23 protein-coding genes and 1 tRNA gene are annotated in these 24,134 nt (G+C 56.6%); 17 read left to right on the top strand and 7 right to left on the bottom strand.

The window, feature by feature from the left end; all coding sequences use genetic code 11:
- Positions 1–126: 126 nt before the first annotated feature.
- Positions 127–1,011, top strand: a complete 885-nt coding sequence (locus FIV08_RS09640; RefSeq protein ID WP_416376921.1) for a hypothetical protein — start codon at positions 127–129, stop codon at positions 1,009–1,011.
- A 38-nt stretch (positions 1,012–1,049) separates the two neighbouring features.
- On the opposite strand, the gene FIV08_RS09635 is transcribed toward FIV08_RS09640, so the two are convergent.
- Positions 1,050–2,936 carry a methyl-accepting chemotaxis protein gene (locus FIV08_RS09635; protein ID WP_152438153.1) on the bottom strand — a complete coding sequence of 629 codons (1,887 nt, stop codon included), beginning with the start codon at positions 2,934–2,936 and terminating at the stop codon, positions 1,050–1,052.
- 161 nt (positions 2,937–3,097) lie between these two features.
- Here FIV08_RS09635 and FIV08_RS09630 point away from each other — a divergent pair, with 161 nt between their 5' ends.
- The 4 genes from FIV08_RS09630 (at position 3,098) to selD (ending at position 8,162) form a co-directional block, all read left to right on the top strand.
- Positions 3,098–4,618 (top strand): bifunctional GNAT family N-acetyltransferase/carbon-nitrogen hydrolase family protein, encoded by a 1,521-nt coding sequence (locus FIV08_RS09630; RefSeq protein WP_061332912.1) that lies wholly within the window; start codon positions 3,098–3,100, stop codon positions 4,616–4,618.
- A 159-nt stretch (positions 4,619–4,777) separates the two neighbouring features.
- The gene (locus tag FIV08_RS09625) at positions 4,778–5,176 is read left to right on the top strand and encodes a hypothetical protein (RefSeq protein WP_061332911.1); all 399 of its coding nucleotides are present in this window, start codon (positions 4,778–4,780) and stop codon (positions 5,174–5,176) included.
- A 44-nt stretch (positions 5,177–5,220) separates the two neighbouring features.
- Positions 5,221–5,886, top strand: a complete 666-nt coding sequence (locus FIV08_RS09620; RefSeq protein ID WP_152438152.1) for a helix-hairpin-helix domain-containing protein — start codon at positions 5,221–5,223, stop codon at positions 5,884–5,886.
- Complete coding sequence (gene selD, locus FIV08_RS09615; protein ID WP_152438151.1) at positions 5,886–8,162, top strand: selenide, water dikinase SelD; 2,277 nt, start codon at positions 5,886–5,888, stop codon at positions 8,160–8,162. The genes FIV08_RS09620 and selD overlap by 1 nt, the downstream gene beginning before the upstream one ends.
- Here the strand turns inward: selD and senB are convergent.
- Positions 8,146–9,126 (bottom strand): selenoneine biosynthesis selenosugar synthase SenB, encoded by a 981-nt coding sequence (gene senB, locus FIV08_RS09610; protein ID WP_152438150.1) that lies wholly within the window; start codon positions 9,124–9,126, stop codon positions 8,146–8,148. The genes selD and senB overlap by 17 nt on opposite strands.
- 156 nt (positions 9,127–9,282) lie before the next feature.
- On the opposite strand from senB, the gene FIV08_RS09605 reads away from it, so the two are divergent.
- From FIV08_RS09605 to FIV08_RS09590, 4 genes are all read left to right on the top strand, one after another.
- Positions 9,283–10,152: a putative selenate ABC transporter substrate-binding protein gene (locus FIV08_RS09605; RefSeq protein ID WP_072677302.1), complete on the top strand. Its 870-nt coding sequence runs from the start codon at positions 9,283–9,285 to the stop codon at positions 10,150–10,152.
- Entirely contained in the window at positions 10,152–10,802 is a 651-nt protein-coding gene (locus FIV08_RS09600) for an ATP-binding cassette domain-containing protein (protein WP_152438149.1), read from the top strand. The genes FIV08_RS09605 and FIV08_RS09600 overlap by 1 nt, the downstream gene beginning before the upstream one ends.
- A gap of 19 nt (positions 10,803–10,821) precedes the next feature.
- Complete coding sequence (locus FIV08_RS09595; RefSeq protein ID WP_152438148.1) at positions 10,822–12,288, top strand: PhnE/PtxC family ABC transporter permease; 1,467 nt, start codon at positions 10,822–10,824, stop codon at positions 12,286–12,288.
- A 215-nt stretch (positions 12,289–12,503) separates the two neighbouring features.
- Positions 12,504–13,037, top strand: a complete 534-nt coding sequence (locus FIV08_RS09590; RefSeq protein WP_228715524.1) for a hypothetical protein — start codon at positions 12,504–12,506, stop codon at positions 13,035–13,037.
- Here the strand turns inward: FIV08_RS09590 and FIV08_RS09585 are convergent.
- A complete protein-coding gene (locus FIV08_RS09585) occupies positions 13,030–13,326 on the bottom strand; it encodes a hypothetical protein (protein WP_152438146.1) in 297 nt (98 codons plus the stop codon). The genes FIV08_RS09590 and FIV08_RS09585 overlap by 8 nt on opposite strands.
- Positions 13,327–13,366: 40 nt before the next feature.
- Complete coding sequence (locus tag FIV08_RS09580) at positions 13,367–13,801, bottom strand: hypothetical protein (RefSeq protein ID WP_228715523.1); 435 nt, start codon at positions 13,799–13,801, stop codon at positions 13,367–13,369.
- Positions 13,802–13,950: 149 nt separating this feature from the next.
- On the opposite strand from FIV08_RS09580, the gene FIV08_RS09575 reads away from it, so the two are divergent.
- From FIV08_RS09575 to FIV08_RS09565, 3 genes are read left to right on the top strand one after another with little or no spacing between them, the layout of a single operon-like run.
- Positions 13,951–14,871 carry an ABC transporter ATP-binding protein gene (locus tag FIV08_RS09575; protein ID WP_152438144.1) on the top strand — a complete coding sequence of 307 codons (921 nt, stop codon included), beginning with the start codon at positions 13,951–13,953 and terminating at the stop codon, positions 14,869–14,871.
- A gap of 24 nt (positions 14,872–14,895) precedes the next feature.
- On the top strand, positions 14,896–15,657 hold the full coding sequence (locus FIV08_RS09570) for an ABC transporter permease (protein ID WP_061332900.1): 762 nt from the start codon (positions 14,896–14,898) through the stop codon (positions 15,655–15,657).
- The gene (locus FIV08_RS09565) at positions 15,654–16,148 is read left to right on the top strand and encodes a DUF192 domain-containing protein (protein ID WP_152438143.1); all 495 of its coding nucleotides are present in this window, start codon (positions 15,654–15,656) and stop codon (positions 16,146–16,148) included. Before FIV08_RS09570 ends, FIV08_RS09565 begins: the two co-directional genes overlap by 4 nt.
- A gap of 11 nt (positions 16,149–16,159) precedes the next feature.
- On the opposite strand, the gene FIV08_RS09560 is transcribed toward FIV08_RS09565, so the two are convergent.
- Positions 16,160–16,951, bottom strand: a complete 792-nt coding sequence (locus FIV08_RS09560; protein ID WP_152438142.1) for an enoyl-CoA hydratase — start codon at positions 16,949–16,951, stop codon at positions 16,160–16,162.
- Positions 16,952–17,088: 137 nt separating this feature from the next.
- Here FIV08_RS09560 and FIV08_RS09555 point away from each other — a divergent pair, with 137 nt between their 5' ends.
- Positions 17,089–17,271 (top strand): hypothetical protein, encoded by a 183-nt coding sequence (locus FIV08_RS09555; protein WP_152438141.1) that lies wholly within the window; start codon positions 17,089–17,091, stop codon positions 17,269–17,271.
- Positions 17,272–17,394: 123 nt separating this feature from the next.
- Here the strand turns inward: FIV08_RS09555 and FIV08_RS09550 are convergent.
- Both FIV08_RS09550 and FIV08_RS09545 read right to left on the bottom strand, forming a co-directional pair.
- Positions 17,395–17,481, bottom strand: a tRNA-Leu gene (locus FIV08_RS09550).
- 107 nt (positions 17,482–17,588) lie between these two features.
- Complete coding sequence (locus FIV08_RS09545) at positions 17,589–18,212, bottom strand: class I SAM-dependent methyltransferase (RefSeq protein WP_152438140.1); 624 nt, start codon at positions 18,210–18,212, stop codon at positions 17,589–17,591.
- Positions 18,213–18,394: 182 nt separating this feature from the next.
- Here FIV08_RS09545 and FIV08_RS09540 point away from each other — a divergent pair, with 182 nt between their 5' ends.
- From FIV08_RS09540 to cydC, 4 genes are read left to right on the top strand one after another with little or no spacing between them, the layout of a single operon-like run.
- Positions 18,395–19,834, top strand: a complete 1,440-nt coding sequence (locus tag FIV08_RS09540; protein ID WP_152438139.1) for a cytochrome ubiquinol oxidase subunit I — start codon at positions 18,395–18,397, stop codon at positions 19,832–19,834.
- 2 nt (positions 19,835–19,836) lie between these two features.
- Complete coding sequence (gene cydB, locus FIV08_RS09535) at positions 19,837–20,838, top strand: cytochrome d ubiquinol oxidase subunit II (RefSeq protein ID WP_152438138.1); 1,002 nt, start codon at positions 19,837–19,839, stop codon at positions 20,836–20,838.
- Positions 20,839–22,512 (top strand): thiol reductant ABC exporter subunit CydD, encoded by a 1,674-nt coding sequence (cydD, locus tag FIV08_RS09530; RefSeq protein ID WP_152438137.1) that lies wholly within the window; start codon positions 20,839–20,841, stop codon positions 22,510–22,512.
- Positions 22,505–24,133 carry a thiol reductant ABC exporter subunit CydC gene (gene cydC / locus FIV08_RS09525; protein WP_152438136.1) on the top strand — a complete coding sequence of 543 codons (1,629 nt, stop codon included), beginning with the start codon at positions 22,505–22,507 and terminating at the stop codon, positions 24,131–24,133. Before cydD ends, cydC begins: the two co-directional genes overlap by 8 nt.
- Position 24,134 lies beyond the last annotated feature (1 nt).

Below are 24,134 nucleotides of genomic sequence, written 5' to 3'. Positions count from 1 at the left end.
GTATTTTTGAAAGTTGTCCGGTTTAAGTAACCGATTCTGTTCTACAGTTAGGGGGCGCGCCACTTAAGGAACAAGGCATTGGTTGCAGGAACTCGTTTTATTCATCGTTATCTACCGGGGTTTCTTCTGGCCCTGTGCCTGTCCTTGCCCGCTCCAGCCGTTTCAGCCGAACCGGATGACCAGCGCACCTTCATTCTCTGGTACCGGAATTACGATAATCCGGCCATCCGGTCACTGGTGGAACTGGCACTGGCCAAAACGTCGGAATACGGCGACTTCAAGGTCGTTCGCAGTGAGGAACTGAGCCAGGGCCGGGTACTTCGAGAGTTGGCCAACAATAATAACCGGCTGGTGGATATTGCCAATGTTGCGACCACTACTGAACGGGAGGAATTTCTCAATCCCATTCCCTTGCCGGTAGATGGCGGCTTGCTGGGCTTTAGGGTGTGCTTGGTATTACCAAAGCATCTGCCCCAGTTCGAGGGCATTCAGAATATTGACGATTTGACGTCACGGAACATCCGGATTGGCCAGGGCTCCCACTGGCCAGACACGCCGATTCTGGAGGCCAACGGCTTACATGTCGTTACGCACACCCGCTATGAAATCCTGTTTGGTATGCTGCGCAACGAACGTTTTGAATGCTTTGCCCGTGGCGTTGGTGAAGTATTGTTTGACCTTGAACACAATCGGGCAGACGACCTGGTCATCGAACCCAACATTTTGTTCGCCTACCACATGCCATCCTATCTTTTTGTCGCTCCAAACGACCAGGAAGCCGCCCATCGGTTACAGCTGGGAATAGAGCGCGCCATTAAAGATGGCAGTTTTGCCGTTTATTTGAAGCGCTGGTTCGGTCGCGCAGTGACAGAGCTCGGCCTTGAGAAGCGCAAAGTGATTACCCTGGAGAACCCGTACCTCAGCGAGGAATCCATGTATGTGGGGCGGCACACTTTGGAAAACCTGCGCCGCCGGCTCGATTATCTGAACCAGATTGCCTCACCTGATTGAAAGGTTGTAACCCGCTGGCCGTCCATGGCCAGCCTCTTCTATACGCGGAAGCGGGTCACTTTTTCATTCAATGTTCTGCCGATGGTTTCAATGTGCCCGCTGTACACATCGTTTTCACTGGCGGCTTTGGCTGCCTCCTGGCCCTGGTCCGCAATCCGGGTAATGGAGGCATTCAGCTCTTCGGTAACCGAGGTTTGTTCCTCTGAAGCCGTGGCAATCTGAGACGTCATCTGGCTGATGGCGGTGATGGCCTCGGCAATCCGGTTCAGTGATTCCATGGCGTCCTGGGCTTTTTCCATACTGACATTAGACACCGCCGTTGACGCCTTCATCACTTCCACCGCATCGCCGGCGCCTTTCTGCAGACGCTCGATCATGTTATTGATTTCCTCAGTGGAAGACTGGGTTCTCTGGGCCAGGTTGCGTACTTCGTCTGCCACCACCGCAAAGCCACGACCCGCTTCCCCTGCCCTTGCGGCCTCAATGGCGGCGTTCAGTGCCAGCAGGTTGGTCTGTTCTGCTATGCCCTGAATAACCTCCAGCACCGTGGTAATGGACGACACATCCTTACCCAGGGTGTCGATGACTTCAGCCGCTGCGTTAACCTCATTGGAAAGCTTCTGCACCGCATCCCGGGACGCAGTCACCGTCAGCAACGACTCGCGGCTCTCCTGATCGGCATTCTCAGCCGCTTCCGCCGTTTGCTGTGCGTTCTGGGCGATTTCCCCGGCAGCAGCAGACATTTCGTTGATGGCCGTGGCAATCATGTCAATCTCGCTCTGCTGGCTTTCAACGCTCGAACGGCTGGTACTGGAGGTGTTGCGCAAGGCGGTTACATTTTCATCCAGGTCATCACTACCCTCTTTGACTTCCCGGACAACCTGCTGAATGTTCTCCACAAACCGGTTAAAGCTTTGGGCCAGTTCGCCAAACTCGTCCGAAGCGGAATCGTCCAGTCGGCGGGTAAGATCAGCGTCACCCGAAGCAATGCTGGACATCGCGCTATTCAGGCGGCGCACCGGCACCATCAGCAGTCGTATTCCGAAATACAGCGCCACCAGGGCAACAATCAAACCCACAGCGGCAATGACCAGGCCGCCTACCCGGGCCTCAACAATCGGAGCATTGATCAGGTCCTCGTTCACAAACGTCACCAGGTACCACTCCACAGCCCGGGCATCGGCTATCGGGTGGAAGCTGACACTCCACCGGGCGCCGTCCATATCAAACTGATGTTGACTGCCATCAAGCGCGGGCCGCTGGCCGATAATGTCCGAAATGTTGTTTCCGACCACCTCTGAGTCCGGGTAGAAGAGCACAGTGCCTTTCTCGTTTACCAGTGCGGCGAACCCGGTATCGGCCAGTGTGATCGTCGACAACATCCGGTCAATTGTGCCAAGCCCGATATCCATGCCGGCAGCTCCCTTGTATAAACCGGACTTGATCGGGGCCATGGCGGAGATAATGGTCGCGCCAGTGCTGGCATCCTGGTAGGGCTCAGTGAATGATGAACGCCCTAACCGCTGGGCTCCCTGGTACCAGGGGCGGGTGCGGGGGTCGTAGTCAGGTGGCAGTGTCGCTTCCACCTCCGGACTCCGCATTAGCATCCGTCCGTCCTCGGTGCCGGCATAGACATCCATAATATTGCCGCCGCGCGTCATTGCTTCCATCAGGGTACGGGCCATATTGTCGGTGCGGATGCCCTCAAGGGCGCTGGCCGTCGCCTCAGCCATATCCAGGCGAGTGTTGAGCCAATCGGAAATACTGGACGTACTCTGCTCTACCGCGTCGGCCATCAGCGCATCGACATATCGATCCGTCGTCGATCTGAGCCTGATATCCGTCGCCACTGTCAACGCAGCCATCAGCATGATGATGAGAGCACCTACGGCAACGAGCAGTTTTTGAGAAAATGAGAATTGCAAGGGGAGTCCCTCCGATAAGACTGAGGTTGTTTCGATCAGCTTCTCATCAATTATAGATGTGAATTAATTGACTAACGGCAATTTGAGCGAAGTCTTTAGAACTCTTTGTTAGAATGGAGTGACAGGCAACCAAGGCTGCCAAACCAAAGGAGATACACCCGATGGCCCATGAAGAGCTCCACCTGAATCTGCGAAACCTGACGCTTGAAGACTACAGCCAGCTCCAGGAGCTGATGGATGAGGTTTACGACGATATCGGTGGCGCATGGCCAAAGGAAACCATCAAGGCGTTGGTTGAGCAGTTCCCGGACGGTCAGATCTGTATTGAAGACAACGGCCACCTGGTGGCCGTAGCGTTGACCGTATGCGTTAAGTACGAGCGCTTCAGTAACCCCCACGCCTATGACGACCTGATCCTCCGTAACGAGAAAATCTGGCATAACGCCAATGGAGATTCACTCTATGGCCTGGATGTATTTATTCATCCCGAGTACCGGGGCTACCGCCTGGGCAGGCGGCTCTATGAAGCCCGCAAGGAACTTTGCCGTTCCATGAACCTGCGGGCTATTCTCGCCGGCGGGCGTATCCCCAATTACTTCAAGTATTCTGAACAGTACACGCCGGAAGAGTACATCCATCGTGTCGACCGCAAAGAGATCTACGATCCGATTCTCACCTTTCAGCTGTCCAATGATTTTCAGGTAACCCGTTTGATGCACAAGTATCTTCCGGAAGATGAAAAGTCGCTGGGTTATGCCACCTTGCTGGAATGGCGGAACATCCTGTACACCCCGCCCTCCTCGGTCCTGAACGTAAAGAAAACCCAGGTTCGCCTGGGCGCCGTGCAATGGCAGATGCGGGAATTCACCTCAGTGGAGGAAGTACTGAAGCAGGTTGAGTATTTCGTAGATGCGTTGTCTGATTACAAGAGTGACTTTGCCCTCTTCCCGGAATTCTTCAACGCCCCACTGATGGGCCTGACCGACCAGATGGACCAGACCCGCGCCATCCGTTTTCTAGCCGGGTTTACCGAGCAGTTCCGCAATGAGATGTCGGAAATGGCGGTCAGTTACAACATCAACATCATCACCGGCTCCATGCCCCTGATCGAGAACGATCGGGTCTACAACGTATCCTACCTGTGTCACCGGGACGGACGGGTGGACGAGCAACGCAAGATCCACATCACGCCCCATGAACGCCGCGACTGGGTGATTGAAGGCGGCGACAAGTTCCAGGTATTCGATACAGATGCTGGCCGGGTTGCCATTATGATCTGCTACGACATCGAGTTCCCGGAGCTCGGGCGCGTAGCTGCCAGCCAGGATGTGGACATCATCTGTGTACCCTTCTGGACCGACACCAAAAACGGCTACTTGCGGGTTCGCCATTGTGCCCAGGCCCGCGCCATCGAAAACGAGTGTTATGTGGTGATCACCGGCAGTGTCGGCAACCTGCCCAAGGTAGAGAACCTGGACGTCCAATACGCGCAATCCTCCGTATTTTCACCGTCTGACTTCGCATTCCCGCACGATGCCGTGATGGCGGAGACCACACCAAACACTGAAATGATCATGTTCTCGGATATGGACCTGGAGAAACTCAAATTGGTACGTAACGAAGGCTCAGTCACCAATCTGAAAGATCGTCGTGTTGATCTGTACGAATTGAAAACCAGATAACGACCGCATCTGGCCCCCTTTGCGGGGGGCGGATGTTGAACTATTCCATGAAAGGGTTACGGTAGACAGCTGATGGCATTGCCAAAATTAAATAGCCCGTCTATTGTTTAATTTATGCTCAAATAATCTGGCTGATCTCAGAGGCAGAGAAAGCATTTCATGAACGAAGAACTACCGGATCTTGTTGCCCGTTTCCGCGTACGCCACGGCCTGTTTCGCAAGGAAACCGTGGAAGCTCGGCTTTATGAGCTCGACAGCTACGGTTGTGTGATGAAAACCGACAAGCTGTTCAAGCCCGGTGATACCATTACACTCGACCTTATTATGGATATGCCGTTTGAAGAAATCCGCGCCGAGGGTGTTACCGGACTGGTTACCGAAAAGAGAAAGCACTGTAGCAACTTCTTCTACTCGATTGATTTTTTTCAACTTGAATCCGGAGATAACTCCCCTCTTTCGGACAAGCTACGCCGTATTCGTGAAGTGCTTCTGAAGAAGCAGAGCCTCAAGTCCAGAAGAAGCTCGAATACGACAAACGGAATGAGGCAATTGGCCTGATACACCGTTCCACCGTTCTATCCCCCTCTGTAAGGAGACGTCCTATGGCAAAGAAAGCCAAACCCAGTGTTGATAAGATTGTCAAAAAAGTGAACAAAGAGTTCGAGAAAACCACGGCTCAGATTGAAACACTCATCAATGATGCCCTGAAACAGTTCGACCACCTGCAGCATCAGGTTCAGGATCCGGTTCGTAAACTGCTCAAGGAAATGGACGAACTCCGTGAGCGTGAGGTAAAGCGCTTCAATGAAGAGTTCGAGCGCCGGATGAACGAATTCCACGAACTGCAGAGCTCATTGCTGGACAAGCTGGGTATTGCAGCCAAGGAATCTGGCAAGGACGTTAAGAAAGCCGCAGACACCACCGCCAAGAAGGCCACTACTGCCGCTAAAAAGGCAACAAGTGCAAAGCCTGCGGCCAAGAAGCCTGCTGTGAAAAAACCGGCCGCCAGCAAGGCCAAGCCTGCCGCCGCCAAAAAGCCTGCAGCAAAGAAACCGGTAGCAGCCAAAGCCGCCAAGCCGGCGGACAAGTCTGACCTGACTCGCGTCAAGGGTATTGGCCCGGCAACGGCGAAGAAAATGAAAGATGCCGGTATTACATCCATCGACCAGATCGCCAACCCGAGCGATGCCGATAAACAGAAACTGGAAGCCTTCAAGAGCATCAAAGGGTTCAGTGAGCTGTCTGCTGAAGCCAAGAAAGTCATCTGATGCAAACACCCGATCAACCTGTATTACGGGACATCGTCCTGGTAGGTGGCGGGCACAGCCACGTCGGGGTCCTCAAGCGATTCGCCATGAATCCGGTCCCCGGCGTTCGGCTCACGCTCATATGCCGTGATACCCACACCCCCTACTCCGGCATGCTTCCCGGTTATGTGGCGGGGCATTACAGCTATGACGATGTGCATATTGATCTGAGCCGACTGGCAGAGTACGCCGGTGCCCGGTTCTACCGTGCGGAAGTGTCTGGCATTGACCGTGCGGCAAAACGGGTGATCTGCAAAGGCCGCCCGAATGTTCCCTACGATATCCTTTCGATCAACATCGGTTCCTCTCCCCGGGTTTCCGAGGTAAACGGTGCTGCGGAACATGCGGTACCGGTGAAACCCATCACCGGGTTCAACAACCGATGGCTATCGCTGCTGTCACGCATCGAGAACCACGATGGACCCATGACCATCGCCGTGGTGGGTGCCGGTGCCGGCGGCGTGGAGCTCACTCTGGCCATGCAGTTCCGCTTGCGCAATGAACTGTCTAACCGGGGCAAAGACCCGGACCAGCTGCACTTTCATCTGTTCGATGCCGCAAACGAGATTCTGCCCACCCATAATGCCAAGGTTCGCGCGGTTTTCCGGGACAAACTGGTTCGCCGAGGCGTAAAGCTGCATCTGGGCGATGCTGTTTCCCGGGTAGACGCAGGGCTACTGGCCACCGAATCCGGCCAGACACTGCAAACCGACGAAGTGCTTTGGGTTACCCGGGCCGGTGGCCCGGCCTGGCTGGAATCGACTGGCCTGAAACTGGATGACGGCCTGTTTATCCGGGCCCGGGACACCCTGCAGACCGAGAACGACGACCACATTTTTGTGGCCGGCGACATCGCCAACGTGGTGAACCACCCCCGTGAAAAAGCCGGAGTGTTTGCCGTGCGCCAGGGGCGGCCTTTGGCGGACAACCTCAAGCGGATGGCCCTGGGCAAACCACCCAGACCGTTCAATCCCCAGAAAACCTGGCTGGCGTTGATCAGCACCGGTGACCAGTTCGCCGTCGCTTCCAAAGGCAATTACGGGTTTTCGGGCGCCTGGGTTTGGCGCTGGAAAGACTGGATTGACCGCCGGTTCATGAAGAAATTCACTGACCTGCCGGCCATGGAAGACAGCGCAAGATTACCAGACACCTCGGCCGCCCAGAATCCCGAAGAAGCCTCCCAGGCCATATCGGCCGTTGCCATGCGTTGCGGCGGTTGTGGCGCCAAGGTTGGTAGCACAGTGCTGTCCAGGGCGCTGGGCGAGCTGCGCCCGATTGAGCGCGACGACATCCTCATTGGCCTGCACGCTCCGGATGATGCCGCGGTGTTGAAAGTGCCACCGGGTAAGGCCGTGGTCCACACCGTGGACTTCTTCCGGGCGTTCATTGATGACCCTTACATCTTCGGAAAGGTAGCCGCTAATCACAGCTTGGGTGATGTATTTGCCATGGGCGCGGAAGCCCAGAGCGCTACAGCGGTGGCGACTGTCCCTTATGGTATCGAGTCAAAAGTGGAAGATACCGTGTTCCAGATGATGTCGGGTGCGGTGGAAGTCCTGAATGAGGCTGGTTGTGCATTGGTCGGCGGCCATACCGGCGAAGGTAAGGAGCTTGCGCTCGGGTTCGCCGTCAATGGCTTGATCGATCCGGACAAAGTCATGAGCAAGGGCGGCCTTCGAGCCGGTGATGTATTGCTGCTGACCAAACCCATTGGTACCGGAACCCTGTTCGCAGCCCATGCCCGCCTGGCGGCCAAGGGCCGCTGGATTGATGCCGCGCTGGCCTCCATGGTCCAGTCCAATAAAGCCGCTGCTGAGTGCTTGCTGCGCCACGGGGCCCGGGCCTGCACCGATGTCACCGGTTTTGGCCTGCTGGGGCACCTGGTGGAAATGACCAGGCCTTCCGGTGTCGATGCCGAGCTGGACCTGACCGCTATCCCCATTCTGCCTGGTGCGGAAGAAACCGTGGCGGCCGGGATTTTGAGCTCGCTGCAGCCGGCGAACGTAAGGCTGCGCCGGGGTATCCGGGACCAGGGCAACTGGGTTAACCACCCCCGGTATCCCCTGATCTTTGACCCGCAAACCGCTGGAGGACTTCTGGCCAGCGTGCCCGCAGCCGTGGCGGAAGCTTGTGTCAGGGAACTCAAGGCCCTGGGCTACCCCCACACCGCGATTATCGGCCGGGTACTCGCTCAGGATGAAAACGGCCCGATAGAACCCATTACCCTGCGGGATTAACCGCAGCGAGCGCCAGCGCCACGGCCTGTTCCAGGCTCTGGCGTTCGCGCTCCGGGGTAAAGGTTTTTGCCAGCTCATTCACGCAGGCGGCCAGTTGTGCCAGAAATTCCGGTTCAGTTTCGGCCTTGCGCATCAGCCGGGCCAGCGCGGCCTCATCCTTGACCGGATAATACCCAGGGTAGTGCTCACCCAGCAGGCCACGGTTACCCGGAATATCAGAAGCCAGAATGGGCAACCCTGCCCTGCAGGCTTCAGACACCACATTGGCCCCGCCCTCCATCACAGAACTGATCACCATCAGGCTGCTCACGGCCATCAGATTTTCCAGCTTCGCTTTATCCAGTTCTCCCAGCCAGTGGAAACGAGGGTTATCCTTGCTTTCGCTCAATGCCCGTTCCCGCCACTCATCGTTGTGCGGCTTTCCGGCACAGGACACAACGATGGCAGACTCCTCCGGTAATAGCCGGCTGGCCCAAGCGGCACGCAGGGAATCCTTCTCATCCCTCAGGTGACCGATCACGCAGATATTGAACTGACCCGGCTCTGGCCGGGATCCGCCGCGCACCGCCGGCTTGGCGGCGGACTGCCGCAAGGTAAGCAGCTTGTGCCGGAAGGTTTCAGGAATGTCCTGGGCAACAAGATCATGCAAGCCAATCAGTACCGATGCCGCTGCCATAGAGGCATGGGTTGGTTCCGGGTATTCGTACTGGTGGTGATAGATGTCGGTGCCGGTCAGGGCGACGATCAGTGGCTTTTCAGGCCATTCGGTGTGGAACTGTTGGATCGCGCCGGCACTTCGCCAGGCATGAAGGGCTATCAGCAGGTCTGTTGGCTCTCCATCATAACCTGTAACCACCGTTACCTGATGGCCAGCCTGCTCCAGCAACTGCTGCCATCGCACGGCGGTTGCGCGGTTCCCCGCTTTTGAGTCCGGCCCCGCCGGGGTAAGAATGCTAATATTCATAGGCCTGCCAGGAAGATTTTGCACAATTCTGTCGCTCTGAATGCTCCAGGTAAAGACTTCTACCGTATATCGGTTCAGACTTGACGGTAATCACGTTATCCTCTGCAGGTCGCAATCCCCAGCAACATCATCACCCTCTTTGTAGAAGGAAAGATTATGATCACCAAGCAAATACGGAAATGGCTTGTTTCCGGTTTCCTGATCCTGCTTGCCTCCGGCACTGTGTCTGCACAAACGTTTGTCTTTACCGCGATTCCCGATGAGGACGAAACCAAACTCGTAGAGCGCTTCCGCGGCATTGCGGATTACCTGTCTGAGCAACTGGAGGTAGATGTACGCTATATTCCGGTTAAGTCCTACGCCGCCGCCATTTCTGCATTCCGCAACAACCAGGTACAACTGGCCTGGTTTGGCGGGTTGTCGGGTGTTCAGGCCCGTGCATTGGTTCCCGGCTCAGAAGCACTCGCCCAGGGCGTTGAAGACCAGGCGTTTTACAACTACTTCATCGCCCACAAGAGTACCGGTCTTGAGCGCAGTGACGAATTGCCCGAGGGCGTTCGCGGCAAAACATTCACGTTTGGCTCCAAGGGTTCGACTTCCGGCCGCCTGATTCCCGAGTACCATATCCGCCAGCGTTTCGGCGAAGCGCCGGAATCGGTGTTCAGCCGTGTTGGTTACAGCGGTAACCACACCCGTACATTAAGGTTGGTCGAATCCGGCACCTATGAAGTCGGCGCTCTCAACTACAAGGTTTGGGAAAAGGAACTGGAAGACGGCAACATCAATACAGACGATGTCCGGATTATCTGGAAGACCCCGGGCTTCCCCAACTACCAGTGGACCATCCGTGGCGACGTTGATGCCCGATTTGGTGAAGGCTTCAAGGACAGGGTTCGTCAGGCCCTGCTTGATCTGGACGACCCCGCGCTGCTGGAGAGCTTTCCCCGTGAAGGCTTTGTTCCTGCTTCCAACGATGATTACGAGCCCATTCGCAGCGTTGCCAAAGACATTGGAATCATCGATTGATGTCAGGCTTTTCATTTGATCAGCTAAAGGCAAGTTTTGGAGACAAGCGGGTGATAGGCCCGCTGTCTCTGAAGGTAAACGATGGTGAGCATGTGGCCCTGGTGGGTAAGAGCGGTGCCGGTAAGTCCACGCTGATCAAACTGCTGTATGAACGCTTGACCCGCGACGCCTCGCTGGTCCCCCAGGGGCTTGGTCTGGTCAACGCACTACCGGTGTTTCACAACGTGTTTATGGGCCAGCTGGACCAGCACCCCCTGTGGTACAACACCCTTACCCTGCTCCGGCCGTTCCGCAAGGACCGCGCCGTCATCAGCGACCTGCTGAATCAACTTGGCATTGCTGAAAAGCAATGGTCACCCACGGCCTCGCTGTCTGGTGGCCAGCGCCAGCGGGTTGCCATTGCCAGGGCTCTGTACAGGCATGCTCCGATACTGCTCGCCGATGAGCCCATCTCTGCCCTGGACGGCCCTATGGCGCATCTGGTTATGAGTGCGTTGACAGAGCGCTTCCATACCAGCGTGATTGCACTCCACGATGTGGATATGGCCCTTGCCTACTGTAACCGGATCGTGGGTATTCAGGATGGCCAGGTGGCACTGGACCAACCGGCCAGCAAACTGAACGCGTCTGATATCATGACGCTTTACTGACAGGCAGCGCCGGCACCCCATGTTCTCCTATCCCACCGTTCGCGCCAGCTTTCTGTTTCTTGCCATCGCCGTGGCAGGCCTGCTGGTGGCCGACATTGCCATTACCACCGCCAACCCCTGGCGGGATCTGGGGCAATTCTTTCTGGGAGTGGTTACCCCCAATTTCTTCAGTACCGAAGGTCTGTTAACCGCTCTGCTACGCACGGTTGCCTTTGGTTTTGTGGGCGTCACCCTTGGCAGTTTCTTCGGCTTCCTGCTGGCGCTGTTGTATCGTTTCATGCCGGTACGGATTTTCTGTGCGTTCATCCGTGCAATCCATGAACTGTTCTGGGCGCTGATCTTCCTTCAGTTCTTTGGCTTTCACCCGCTGACCGGTGTATTGGCGATTGCCATCCCCTACGCCGGCATCTTTGCCAAGGTGTATTCAGAAATTCTGGATGAATCAGACCCGGAACCGGCGCAACTTCTGCCTAAAGGCACCCACGCCATTGCCGCCTTCCTGTACGCCCGGATACCGGACTGCTGGGTTCAACTGCGCACCTACACCGCCTACCGCCTTGAATGCGGTTTGCGGTCCTCCGCTATCCTCGGTTTTGTTGGCCTGCCTACACTCGGTTTCTATCTGGAGTCGTCGTTCTCCCAGGGAATGTATTCCGACGCCGGAGCGATGCTTATTCTGTTTTACGTGCTAATTGCCACCATGCCGCTCTGGGTACGGCCCAAGGCACTGCCTGTCTACATACTGGCCGCACCGTTCTTTCTGGGAGAGGGCTTTCCGATTGTCTGGGGTAACGTTGAGCGTTTCTTTACCGAAGACATTGTGCCGGCGCCGTTACGCAATGGTGAAGGCCTGGCGGCTTTCTCCAGCTGGCTTGGCGATGTGATGATCAGCGAGGCCCTGCCTGGAATATGGAACACGGTAGTGCTCACCCAGATCGCGTTGGTGGCCACGGGGATATTGTCGCTACTGGCATTCCCGCTGATCTCGAAACACTTTGGCGGGCCGGTGCGCCGCACCTCCGGCCACGTGTTTCTGGTGATTGCCCGTTCCACCCCGGAATACATCCTGGCGTACATTCTGCTGCAACTGTGGGGACCATCCATGCTGCCGGCAGTGGTGGCCCTGGCACTGCATAACGGCGGCATCATCGGGCATCTGATTGGCCGCCAGACCAACACCATTCACCTGCGCCCGGACGCCCCACAGGGTTTCGCCCGCTACAGCTGGGAATTGGTGCCCCGGATTTATCGATCGTTCCTGGCGTTTCTGTTCTACCGGTGGGAAATCATCATGCGGGAAACCGCGATTCTGGGCATTCTGGGCATCTACACCCTGGGATTCTATGTGGATTCCGCCATCCAGAACATTCAGTTTGACCGCGCCATGATCCTGATACTGATCACGGCCTTGCTGAACATTGGCGTCGATATCCTCGGCCGTTACATACGTCGCAAACTGGCACTGCAAACCATGCCCACCTGCTAAGGCGCTGGGATGCCGTTCACAATTTCAGAGTAAGCCACGAGCTTTTATCCGTTCTGCTGGCCAGTTGGCTCGCCATTCAGTTACACACTGTTACAATTATCAGCATCAGCAGTTAACCGAATGTTTGAAAGGCAGGCACACCCATGATGGTCAATGGACTGGTCGTTATTACCCAAGTTGGGCTCGTGATTTTGATGGCTTTGCTGGGATTGCGAATGTTCTCGCTCATTCGACAGGAATCCACGGTTCAGGGTGGCGTTATTGCCAATGGCGGCGGCATTGACGGTGCACGGTTTACTCAATCGCCCGCCCCGGAACACCCTGCCCGGCCGAAGTCAGAATCAACATCGGTGGTGTCTTCCGACAAAATGGAACTGTTTACAAAGTTGCATATCCTGGCCGCCCTGCAGGAGCGTGACTGCCGGGTCAAAGGACTTGCGCTGACAGAGGCTCCAGAGGTGGTGCACGCCTACACGGCCGCCTGGCTGTACGGTGCCGCCTGCGCCCTTAGCCCACGTGCCAATCGCCATAACGACGCCCTTGCAGGGCTGGTTGCCAGAATCGTGCATCGGAAAACCGGGATCCGCCAGCCGGCGGCCATCCAGGCCATCGCCACCCTTACCTCGAGCAGCGAACGACTGGCCTGTTATCGTGCAGGGTTGGAAGGCGCGGAATTCTGGGCGGAGCATCAGTTCGTGCCACCGGCATTCAGCCTCTATGAAGTCGTAACCGGCAACGCCTTTATTTGACCGTTGCCAATTCCCATTCAGTGCCGAGGGCAATGACCTGCCGGCCGGTATCATCTTCTTCGGGAGTGCCGCTGACACTGGGCTTGGTGAATGTGCCGTCGTCAGTGTAGGTCATCGACTGCACGTCTACTGAGCGCACAAGCCAGGTTTTACCGTTAGCGGTTACCCGGGCTCGATGAGACAGGCCAAAAACAAACCGGCAGTAATCCAGTTTGAGCTGCAACAGATCCTGCTCGGCTTTCGTAATCTTGCGCAGCAGAACCTTCTGAACACTTTCCCCGTAATCCATCACTTTTTCCTGAAAACCACTGTAATTTTGCAGGATTTAACTATTTTTGCGCTTTGAACACCAGTGTCCAGGGCACATTTTCCAATCTTTCCTGACCATCCTGAAGCTCGATTCGCCAGATCATGTCGGCGCCGGTAGTGCAGAACGGTGCGGTAAACCTCGCCTGGTACTCGAGCGGAGCTTCCCGTACCAGCGGAACCGGATACTCCCCCATGTACATCGATTGGCCTTTAAGGACAGCCAGAAAGCGGTCAGGCGCCTTCGGAACGGAAACCTGAAGAACATATTCCATGCCCTGGGCGCCCTCCTCTAACTCCTGCAACCTCAGTCGCCATTTGCCATCCTGGGTGGTCCAGCTACAGGCACCAGCCAGAAGATCGCACTCGGGATGGTTAGCGGTGTCACCCGTTGTATCGAGCAGGCGCGAACCGAACAGTGTAAGAACAATTGCTCCCACCACTAAACCTACGATCACGATGGCTCGTACCATTCTCCGCCCCCAGCTGTCCCAAAGTGGGCATTATGGGGATAAATCCCGACATAGCAAAGGTTTCTAAACTGCTGCCAGCATGAGAAAATGTCGGGCTTTCTGGTCTGAGTCACTCAAAAAAACAGGACACGCCCGTGCAACCGGACATTTCCGTAAAGCACCTGAACAAGATCTACGGCGACGGTTTTCAAGCCCTGAAAGACGTCAATCTGGAAATCTACCCCGGTGAGATTTTTGCCTTGCTTGGCCCCAATGGTGCCGGCAAAACCACCCTGATCTCCATCATCTGCGGCATCGTCAATAAAGGCGACGGCGAAGTACAAGCCGCCGGCCACGATATCGTGAAAGACTACCGCAAAGCCCGGGAGGCCATTGGCCTGGTCCCCCAGGAGCTGAATACCGATTCCTTTGAGACGGTCTGGCATGCGGTGTCGTTCAGCCGTGGGCTGTTTGGCAAACCACCCAAGCCGGCCCACATCGAAAAGGTCTTGAAAGATCTTTCACTCTGGGACAAACGCAACAACCGCATCATGTCTCTTTCTGGCGGCATGAAGCGACGGGTGATGATTGCCAAGGCATTGTCTCACGAGCCTCGTATCCTGTTCCTGGACGAGCCCACAGCCGGGGTGGATGTGGAACTGCGCCGGGATATGTGGGAAATGGTGCGCAAACTTCGTGAGAACGGCACCACCATCATTCTGACCACCCACTACATCGAAGAAGCCGAAGAAATGGCGGACCGCATTGGGGTGATACGCCAGGGAGAGATCATCCTGGTGGAAGACAAGGATCGCCTGATGTCCAAGCTCGGAAAGAAAGAGCTGCGCCTGCATCTGCAGAACAAGCTCGAAAAAATTCCCGGCGAGCTTACCCTGGAACCGGTAGAACTGTCAGACGACGGCTACCAGTTGATCTATACCTTCGACGCCCAGCAACAACAGGCCGGCGTTGCCCGCCTGCTCCGCACCCTTGGGGATCTGGGTATTGAATACCGGGATCTGCAAACCCGGGAAAGCTCGCTGGAAGAAATATTTGTTGGCCTGGTGCACGAATAGCCGCCGGTACGAATGGAGAGCGTAATGAATCTGTACGGTGTAAAAGCAATCTACAAGTTCGAGATGGCGCGCATGAAACGCACCGTCATGCAGAGTGTGCTGTCGCCGGTGATCTCCACCTGCCTGTATTTTGTGGTGTTCGGCTCGGCCATCGGCTCTCGCATGGGCGAGATCGGTGGTATTGACTACGGCGCCTACATCATCCCCGGGCTGGTGATGCTGTCGCTGCTGATGCAAAGCATTTCAAACGCCTCCTTCGGTATCTACATGCCCAAGTTCTCCGGCACCATCTACGAGGTGCTGTCTGCGCCGGTCTCCTATTTCGAGATTGTGCTTGGCTACGTGGGCGCCGCAGCCACCAAGGCTGTCATCCTCGGCCTGATCATCCTGGCCACCGCCCGGCTGTTCGTGGATTACTCGGTTCTGCACCCATTCTGGATGCTCTCGTTCCTGGTACTGACGTCCATCACCTTCAGCCTGTTCGGTTTTATCATCGGCATCTGGGCGGACGGTTTTGAGAAGCTGCAGATTGTGCCCATGATGATCGTCACGCCTCTGGTGTTCCTGGGTGGCACCTTCTACTCCATCGACATGCTGCCCGACATCTGGCAAACCATCAGCCTGTTCAACCCGGTGGTGTACCTGATCAGCGGTTTCCGCTGGGCCTTCTATGGCGTGGCAGATGTGCATGTGGCGATCAGCGTGGGCATGACCCTGGTCTTCCTCGCCCTATGCATGATTGCCGTGTGGTGGATCTTCAAAACCGGTTACCGGTTGCGCACATGAACACGTGGCGGATTGCCGCTGTCGTCACGCTGGCGGCAGCAGGCTGGGCGCCGGCAGGGTTGGCCGACGCGCCAGAAACACTTCCCACGGTTGAGGCCTGCTTCCTCTCAAACAGCCAACACCATACAGTGGTGCTTGAGGTGGCCAGTAAGGACAAGCAACGGCAACGGGGACTGATGAACAGGACCGCACTGGCAGACGATGCCGGCATGTTGTTCACTTACCAGACCGAGCGCTCAGCCAATCACGGATTCTGGATGTACCAGACTCTGATCCCCCTGGACATCGCCTATCTGGACAAGCAAGGCGTTATTGTCAGTATCCATACGATGACTCCCTGCCCCTCATCGGATGGCCGTAACTGCCCAACCTATCCATCGGGGGAGCGGTTCTGGAACGCGGTAGAAATGAATGCGGGCTTCTTCGAGGCGCGGGGCATCACTGCGGGCGATCAGCTTGTATGGCCGGCAGAACAGGCCTGCCAGCCATAAAAACAACAGTCTTACTGGTGCTTCCAATTGGGGTCACGCTTCTCAAGAAAGGCTGAGATCCCCTCCTGGGCATCCTCCGTGCAGGCATTGGCTGCCATCACCTCAGCGGTGTATTCGTAGGCGTCTGATAACGGCATTTCCAGTTGGCGATAGAACGCAGATTTGCCAATTTTCAGGGTATGCCCGGACTTACTGGCAATCGTTGCCGCCATTCGATACACCGTCTCATCCAGAACGTCTGCCGCGACCACCCGGTTAACCAGCCCGATGGCTTCCGCCCTGGGCGCATCAATCATCTCCCCGGTCAGCAGCATTTCCATGGCGTGCTTGCGGGAAACGTTTCGGGCCAACGCCACCATTGGCGTGGAACAGAACAAGCCAATATTCACGCCGGGGGTGGCAAACCGGACCCCCTGCTCCGCCACGGCCAGATCACAGCTGGCAACCAACTGGCAACCGGCCGCCGTGGCTACCCCGGCCACCCTGGCAATCACTGGTTGCGGCAGGTTCACGATCTGCTGCATCACCTTGCTACATTGCTGAAACAGTGCCAGTTGGAATTCGTGGCTGTCGAACTGCGAACGCATCTCCCGAAGATCATGCCCCGCGCAGAATACGTGCCCCTCGGCAGCCAGCACCACCACACGGGTTTCGGAATCCTGTTCTATGGCTGTAAAAACATCTGACAATGCCTCCAGCATGGCCATCGACAGACTGTTTCGCCGCTCCGGATGGCTCAGCGTTACGGTGGTGATGCCATTCTCCGTGCGCTGTCGCACCAGATTCCCGGTTGCTTGTGTCATAGCCTGCTCCTCCCACAAAACACGTGCAGGCAGTATCACCAAACCCGGCTTCTGTGTCGAACCGACCTTTGGACGATGGTTGTAAATAGCGCCGGAGCCCTCAGGGTAATAGGAGGTGAACGTAAAAAGGAGCATCTATGTCTCGCAATGCGCTGATCAAGATACTTCTGCTGGCACTGATCTTTGGCGGTGCGATCATGGTATTGATAAAAGATGACCCCAGGGTGCCCACCGGCGATATCAACCAGGTACGCCCGGTAATGCCTGCCCAGGAATCACAGTACCAGGAGCCCGAGGAAAGAGCTGAGCAGGATCAGTGATGAATTGAGTGGCAACTTCCCGCTTTCCTTTTGTTAATCCAAGGAATTTCAAGCCCAGGCACTCCAATTGCTGATGTAGCGGTTTTTTTTGTGTCCGGATTTAAGCAAAGGGAAGACATATAGTGGTGCCCGGAGCCGGAATCGAACCGGCACGGCCTTGCGGCCGAGAGATTTTAAGTCTCTTGTGTCTACCAATTTCACCATCCGGGCATCGGAGGGGAGATTCTTGAAGGGCGGAATTGTATAAGGCCCGATGGCGTAACGCAATTCTGTTCCACTCCCTCAGCCCTGATCGCTCACTTTCCCGCCAACTTGAATCAAACCGGCTTGGTGGCGCGCCCTTTGTAGATGAACCCGGCTATTTTCGGCGCATTGGGCATGTACAGGTTTTCCAGCTCCTGAATCTCAAAGCCGGCGTGGCGAATAAGGTCTGCAATTTGTCGGTTAAGGTGGCAACCACCCGCGAACATTTTCCAGCCCGGGGTTATGCGATGCTGCCATTTTCGGACGGTTTCATGGGGAGCCTCCCCGTGTTCCAGGAACAACAGGTCGCCGCCGGGCTTCAGTACCCGTTTCATCTGCAGCAAAGCCGCATGCCAGTCCGGGATGGTGCAGAGCGTGAACGTCAGCAATACCGTATCCACGGAGTTGTCCTCAAGCGGAATCTTTTCACCGGGCAGGTCCAACCACTCCACCGCGATGGGCGAGCGGTTAAGATTTGGTAATGCTTTGCGCCTCATCCCTTCCGAGGGCTCCAGGCCATAGACCATTTCAACCCGGCTCTGGTCATAAAACTCCAGGTTGATTCCGGAGCCCATACCAACCTCCAGCACTCTGCCGCGGGCCCTCGGTACGATCTGGCTACGCAGTTTCATCACCTGCCCCATGGAACATGCCGTGTCGATAATGTGAGGTAACACTCTATCCTCGTAAAAGCTCATGCGGCTCACCATAATTGTTTTTGATCAAGGGGTGCGACAAACTGCCCTATCCATTATTGCTACAATTTGCGTAGCATCGTAATGAACTGCCGGTAATAACAATAGACAAGATGAGCCAAGGCAGCGGCTGAACGGGCGCGCTGACCCGTTTTTTTGACTATGTTTGAGTTACCGGAGGTACTATGGAACTCGATCCTCTCATCCTATCGCGAATCCAGTTCGCGTTTGTCGTGTCATTTCACGCCATTTTCCCGGTGTTTTCCATCGGTCTGGCGTCTTTCATAGCTGTCCTCGAAGGCCTGGCGTTCAAAACCGGCAATCCACTATGGGAAAAGCTGTCCGCATTCTGGACCAAGGTGTTTGCCGTGGTATTCGGGATGGGGGTGGTATCAGGCATCGTGATGTCGTTTCAGTTCGGTACCAATTGGAGCAACTTCTCCCAGGCCTCAGCCAACTTCCTCGGCCCCATGCTTAGCTATGAGGTGATCACGGCGTTTTTCCTGGAGGCCGCATTTCTGGGTGTGCTGCTTTTCGGTCGTCATAAGGTGCCGGCGGGCGTTCACCTGTTCGCAGCCATTATGGTGGCGGTTGGCACCTTTATTTCGTCGTTCTGGATTTTGTCTGCCAACAGTTGGATGCACACACCCGCGGGTGTGGAATTGAGAGACGGCGTATTCCATGTAACGTCCTGGTCTCAGGCCATATTCAATCCCTCTTTCCCCTATCGGTTCGCCCACATGGTTGTGGCGTCGTTCCTGACTGGTGGCTTTGTGGTAGCTGGCGTCAGCGCCTGGTACCTGCTTCGTGGGCGAGAGGTGGAAGCAAACCGCAAGGCCTTGTCTATGTGCCTGTGGATGTTGTTGTTCCTGGCCCCGACTCAGGCGGTGATTGGTGATCTTCATGGTTTGAATACCATGGAGCATCAACCGGTCAAAGTCGCAGCCATGGAAGGTAATTGGGAAACCTCTCGAAACGTGCCGCTGCTGCTGTTTGCTATTCCCGACCAGGAAAACCAGACCAACCGGTTCGAGATTGGTATTCCTAACCTGGCCAGCTTTATCCTGACCCACGAATGGGATGGTGAGGTGCCTGGCCTGAACGAGGTTGCGGTAGAAGAGCAGCCGCCAGTGGGTGTCGTGTTCTGGTCTTTCCGGGTGATGGTTGGCCTGGGACTGTTGATGATTGCCTTTGCCCTCGCTGGTCTGTTGCTCAGACGCAATGGCGCCTATTACCAGAAGCGCTGGTTCCTTCAGGGTTTGCGGTTCATGAGTATCACCCCGTTTATTGCGGTGATTGCAGGATGGTTTGTGACTGAGATAGGCCGTTCGCCCTGGTTGGTGTATGGCATGATGAACCAGGCCGAGGCACTGACACCGTCGCTTACCGGGGGCATGGCTCTGTTCACCCTGATTGGCTATGTTGTTGTGTATGGACTTGTCTTTAGCGCAGGCGTCTACTACCTGCTACGTGTGCTCTATGTGGGCCTCGAAGACGAGGATGAAGGCGAGCACGAATCTGACCGCCCTGCTCGGCCTTTGTCTGCCGCCCATGTACCGTTTGAAATTGAACATGGCCAAGGTGATGTTAGCCACGCCAAACCTGCCAACGAGGGAGGTCACTGATCATGGAACTGTTCAATCTGTCTTTGATCTGGGCATTCATTATTGGCTTCGGCGTGATCATGTATGTGTTGATGGATGGTTTCGATCTGGGTGTGGGCATCCTGTTCCCCTTCGCCCCAACGGAGACCGACCGAGACACCATGATGAATACCGTGGCTCCGGTATGGGATGGCAACGAAACCTGGCTGGTGCTTGGTGGCGCCGGCTTGTTAGCCGCCTTCCCGCTGGTATATTCCATCATCCTGCCTGCGCTCTATATTGGCGTATTTCTGATGCTTGCCGGATTGATTTTCCGGGGTGTAGCCTTCGAGTTTCGGTTTAAGGCCCGGACCTCCCGCTATCTCTGGAACTGGGCCTTTGCCGGCGGCTCCACCATCGCTGCTTTTGCTCAGGGTGCTGTGGTTGGCGCCTATATCCAGGGCTTTGAAACTACCAACGGTGCCTACTCTGGTGGCGCTCTTGACTGGCTGACACCCTTTACGGTGTTGACCGGTCTTGGCCTGCTTGCCGGTTATGCCTTACTGGGCTCCACCTGGTTGATCATGAAGACGGAAGGCCGGTTGCAGGAGTGGGCATACCGTATTACTACACCTCTGCTGATCGCGGTGCTGGTGATCTTCGCCATCATCAGCGTATGGACCCCGTTCGTGGATGACATGGTCCGTGAGCGCTGGTTTGATCACATCACAATGATCTGGGTTTTGCCGGCACTGACCCTGCTATGTGCGTTCCAGATCTGGCGCTCGGTTCGCAATCGCTTCGAGGGCATGCCCTTTGTGGCGACCATGGGGTTGTTCATCACTACTTACCTGGGTCTGATTGTCAGCCGCTGGCCCTATGTGGTTCCGCCGGAGTACACCCTGTGGGATGCCGCCTCTGCCTATGAATCGCAGCTGTTCCTGCTGCTCGGGCTGCTCTTTGTCATCCCCATCGTGCTGACCTACACCGCCTGGACCTACTGGGTATTCCGGGGCAAGGTCCGTGCTGGTGAGGGGTACCACTGAGTGGCGGAACCGGTCCAGGCTGAGAGTCGCCAATGGCTTGCCGGGCTCGCCCGGAAAAACCAGCGGTGGATTCGCGCCACGGTCGTGGCCGGGGTGCTGGTCGGGCTGGCAACCATCGTTCAGATGGCTCTGCTGGCTTGGCTGGTGCATCAAATCGTCATTGACGGCCAGACTGCGTCTACTCTCGCACCCTGGTTCGTCGCCCTGGTGGCCACACTGCTGGTTCGCACGTTGGGCCAGGGTTTCCAGACACAATTTGCGGCGCGCTGCAGCGAACAGGTGCGGCGCGATGCCCGACGGCAAATTCACCGCCACTGGCGGGATACCGGCCCGGTAGCGCTCGCCGACAGCTCAGCCGGCACTCTGGCCCGGGAATGGCTTGACCATGTGGAAGCATTGCATGGTTATTTCGCCCGCTTCCTACCGCAAATGTCGTTGTCGGTGATTGTGCCACTGGCCATTCTGGTTATAGTGTCCTGGCTGGACTGGCTTGCGGGCATTTTTCTCCTGCTGTCCGCGCCGCTGATCCCGATTTTCATGGCACTGGTGGGAATGGGTGCTGAGAAGGTCAACCAGCAGCATTTCGAGACCATCAGCCGGTTGTCCGGCCAGTTTCTGGACAAAGTTCGAGGCCTCACAACCCTGCAATTGTTTCGTCAGACGGAGGATGCTTCCCGCACCCTGCACCAGCGGTCTGACCAATACCGCAAGATCACCATGAAAACCCTCAAGGTGGCCTTTCTGTCTTCCGCTGTACTGGAGTTTTTTGCCTCCGTCGCCATTGCCGTTATTGCCATCTACATTGGTTTTGGTTTGCTGGGCTACATCACTTATGGGCCCAGCGCAGACCTCACACTCTTTTCCGGTTTGTTGATTCTGTTGCTGGCGCCGGAATTCTTCCAGCCGCTGCGCACGCTGTCGCAACACTACCACGACCGGGCCGCCGCTCTTGGTGCCGGCGCTGAAATCCTTGCTCGACTGGCAACCCCCGTTGGCGGGGAGCCTGCATCCAATACGTCCGCATCATTGCCGGATCATGGTCTTAGCCTGGACAACGTCACCCTCAGCTACCAGGGCGGCACGCCGGTATTCACTAATCTTGACCTGACCATTGAACGCGGAAAGGCGGTTGCGCTGACCGGGCCCTCCGGAGGCGGCAAATCCTCTTTGTTGCACTTGATGGCGGGGTTTATCCAGCCGGATAGCGGGGCCATCAGTGTGTTCGGCCAGGCGGCCGGCCAGTCCCCGTTTGGCTGGCTTGGCCAACGCGGGTTCTGGATACAGGGATCCTGGGCAGACAACCTCCGCCTGACCAGTCCGGAGGCATCCGACATTGCCATTGAGAACGCGCTGCGCCTGGTGGGCCTGGGTAGTGTGCTTGAAAGCCGGGACCAGCTTATTCACAGTTTGATCGGGGAAGATGGCCAGGGATTGTCCGGCGGACAGGCTCGCAGGCTGAGTCTGGCACGTATTTTCCTGGCGAATTATGACCTGATCCTGCTGGATGAACCCACCGCCGGGCTGGACGCGACCAGCGAGATTCTGGTTCTGGAAGCGCTTCACAAACTGGCGGAAGCGGGCAAAACGCTGGTTTTCTCAACGCATCACCAGGCCCTGCTGACCCTCGCGGACCAGGTGCTGATTGTCAGTGACGGGGAGGTTCGCCATGCATGAACTCAAGCCCTGGCTGGACCTGATTCTTCAGCGGCGCGGCCGCCTGGTGGTTGGAGCCCTGTTGTTGCTGGCTACCCTGCTCTCCGGTATCGGGTTATTGGCGTTGTCGGGCTGGTTCCTGACCGAGACCGCACTGGTGGGGCTGCTGCTGGCCGCTGGCACACAAGCCTACATCAACCTGTACGTTCCGGGCGGCGGCATCCGTTTTTTCGCGGTGTCCCGCACGGTCTCTCGCTATCTGGAACGGGTGTACAACCACAACACGGTACTGCAGTTGCTAACCGATATTCGTGTTGCCCTGTTTAACCGAATGGCCGAAGCCGGACACCGTGACCGGGGCCAGAAATCTGGCGCCCAATGGCTATCCAGGCTTACCGCAGACGTGGATGCTCTGGATACCCTGTACCTTCGGGTGATCGCGCCCACGTCCCTGGCCGGGGTCGTCAGCGTGTTGCTGGTGCTCTCAGCATGGCTGCTGTTCTCGGGCTCATTGGCGCTGATACTGCTAGTACTGTTGGCGGTGGCTATCTTGCTTTCGAGCTGGCGAGTGTTCGCCGGTACACAATACTTATCGGGTCAGCTAAGTGACCAGCAAGAGCAGCTCCGCGGCGATGTTATTGAGCACCTGGAAGGCTTTGCCGAGCTCACTGCGGCCGGGCGCACGGGCAAACACTCCGGCCGGTTGATGAGGCAAGCGCTGGCAATGTCCAGAACCCAGGCGCGCGTGGATAGCCGTGCCGGATGGCACCAGGCAGCCACACAGTTACTCGTGAATCTGGCGGTTGTGGTGACACTGTGGGTTGGTATTACCCTGTTTAACCAGGGATCGGTAACCGGCCCCGTGCTGGTTCTGCTACCCATCGCCCTGATGGGGCTGCTGGAAGTCTATGCCATGCTGCCGGATGCCTTCGCCAAACTGGGCGCCACCCTGTCTGCAGCCAGGCGCCTGAACCAGGAGGTGCAGCCCGCTCCGGGAACCGAGTATTCTTCAGCGTTTGACAGGCAGCCAGCAGAAGCCACCGCCAATGTACTGGAAGCACGGGATCTCTCGGTTGGCCACCCAGGGCTGCCACCGGTTCTGACCCATTTCAGCCTCAAGGTTGGGGCAGGAGAACGACTCGGAATTATTGGCGCCTCCGGCTCCGGTAAATCCACCCTGGCGGATACCTTCGCCGGCGTGATTCCGCCCCGGCAAGGGAAGCTCGCCGCCCTGCCCTGCGCCTATCTCACACAGGCGACGGTGGTGTTCGAGGACACGGTTAAAGCCAACCTGTTATTGGGCAACCCCAAGGCCACCGATGGCGAACTCTGGCGTGTTCTGGAACTGGTAGAGCTGGCAGACAGGTTTGCCCGTGAAGCCGAAGGTTTATCCACCTGGCTGGGAAGTGCCGGTAACCGGCTGTCTGGTGGTGAAGCAAGGCGGTTGGTGCTGGCGAGGGTATTGCTGAGCACGGCACCCCTGGTGATTCTGGATGAGCCCTTTACTGGCGTGGATACAGACACCAGGGGGCGGATAGCGCCCCAGATCAATCGATGGCTGGAAGATCGAGCGGTTATCTGCCTGGGGCATGGACCGGAGGCGCTATTGCCCTCCTCCGGCCATACCCTGCATCTGAATTGAC

Source organism: Marinobacter sp. THAF197a, assembly GCF_009363275.1.
Lineage (GTDB): Bacteria > Pseudomonadota > Gammaproteobacteria > Pseudomonadales > Oleiphilaceae > Marinobacter.
The sequence above is the reverse complement of the archived record's forward strand: the minus strand, read 5'-3'. Positions and strand labels throughout refer to the sequence as shown.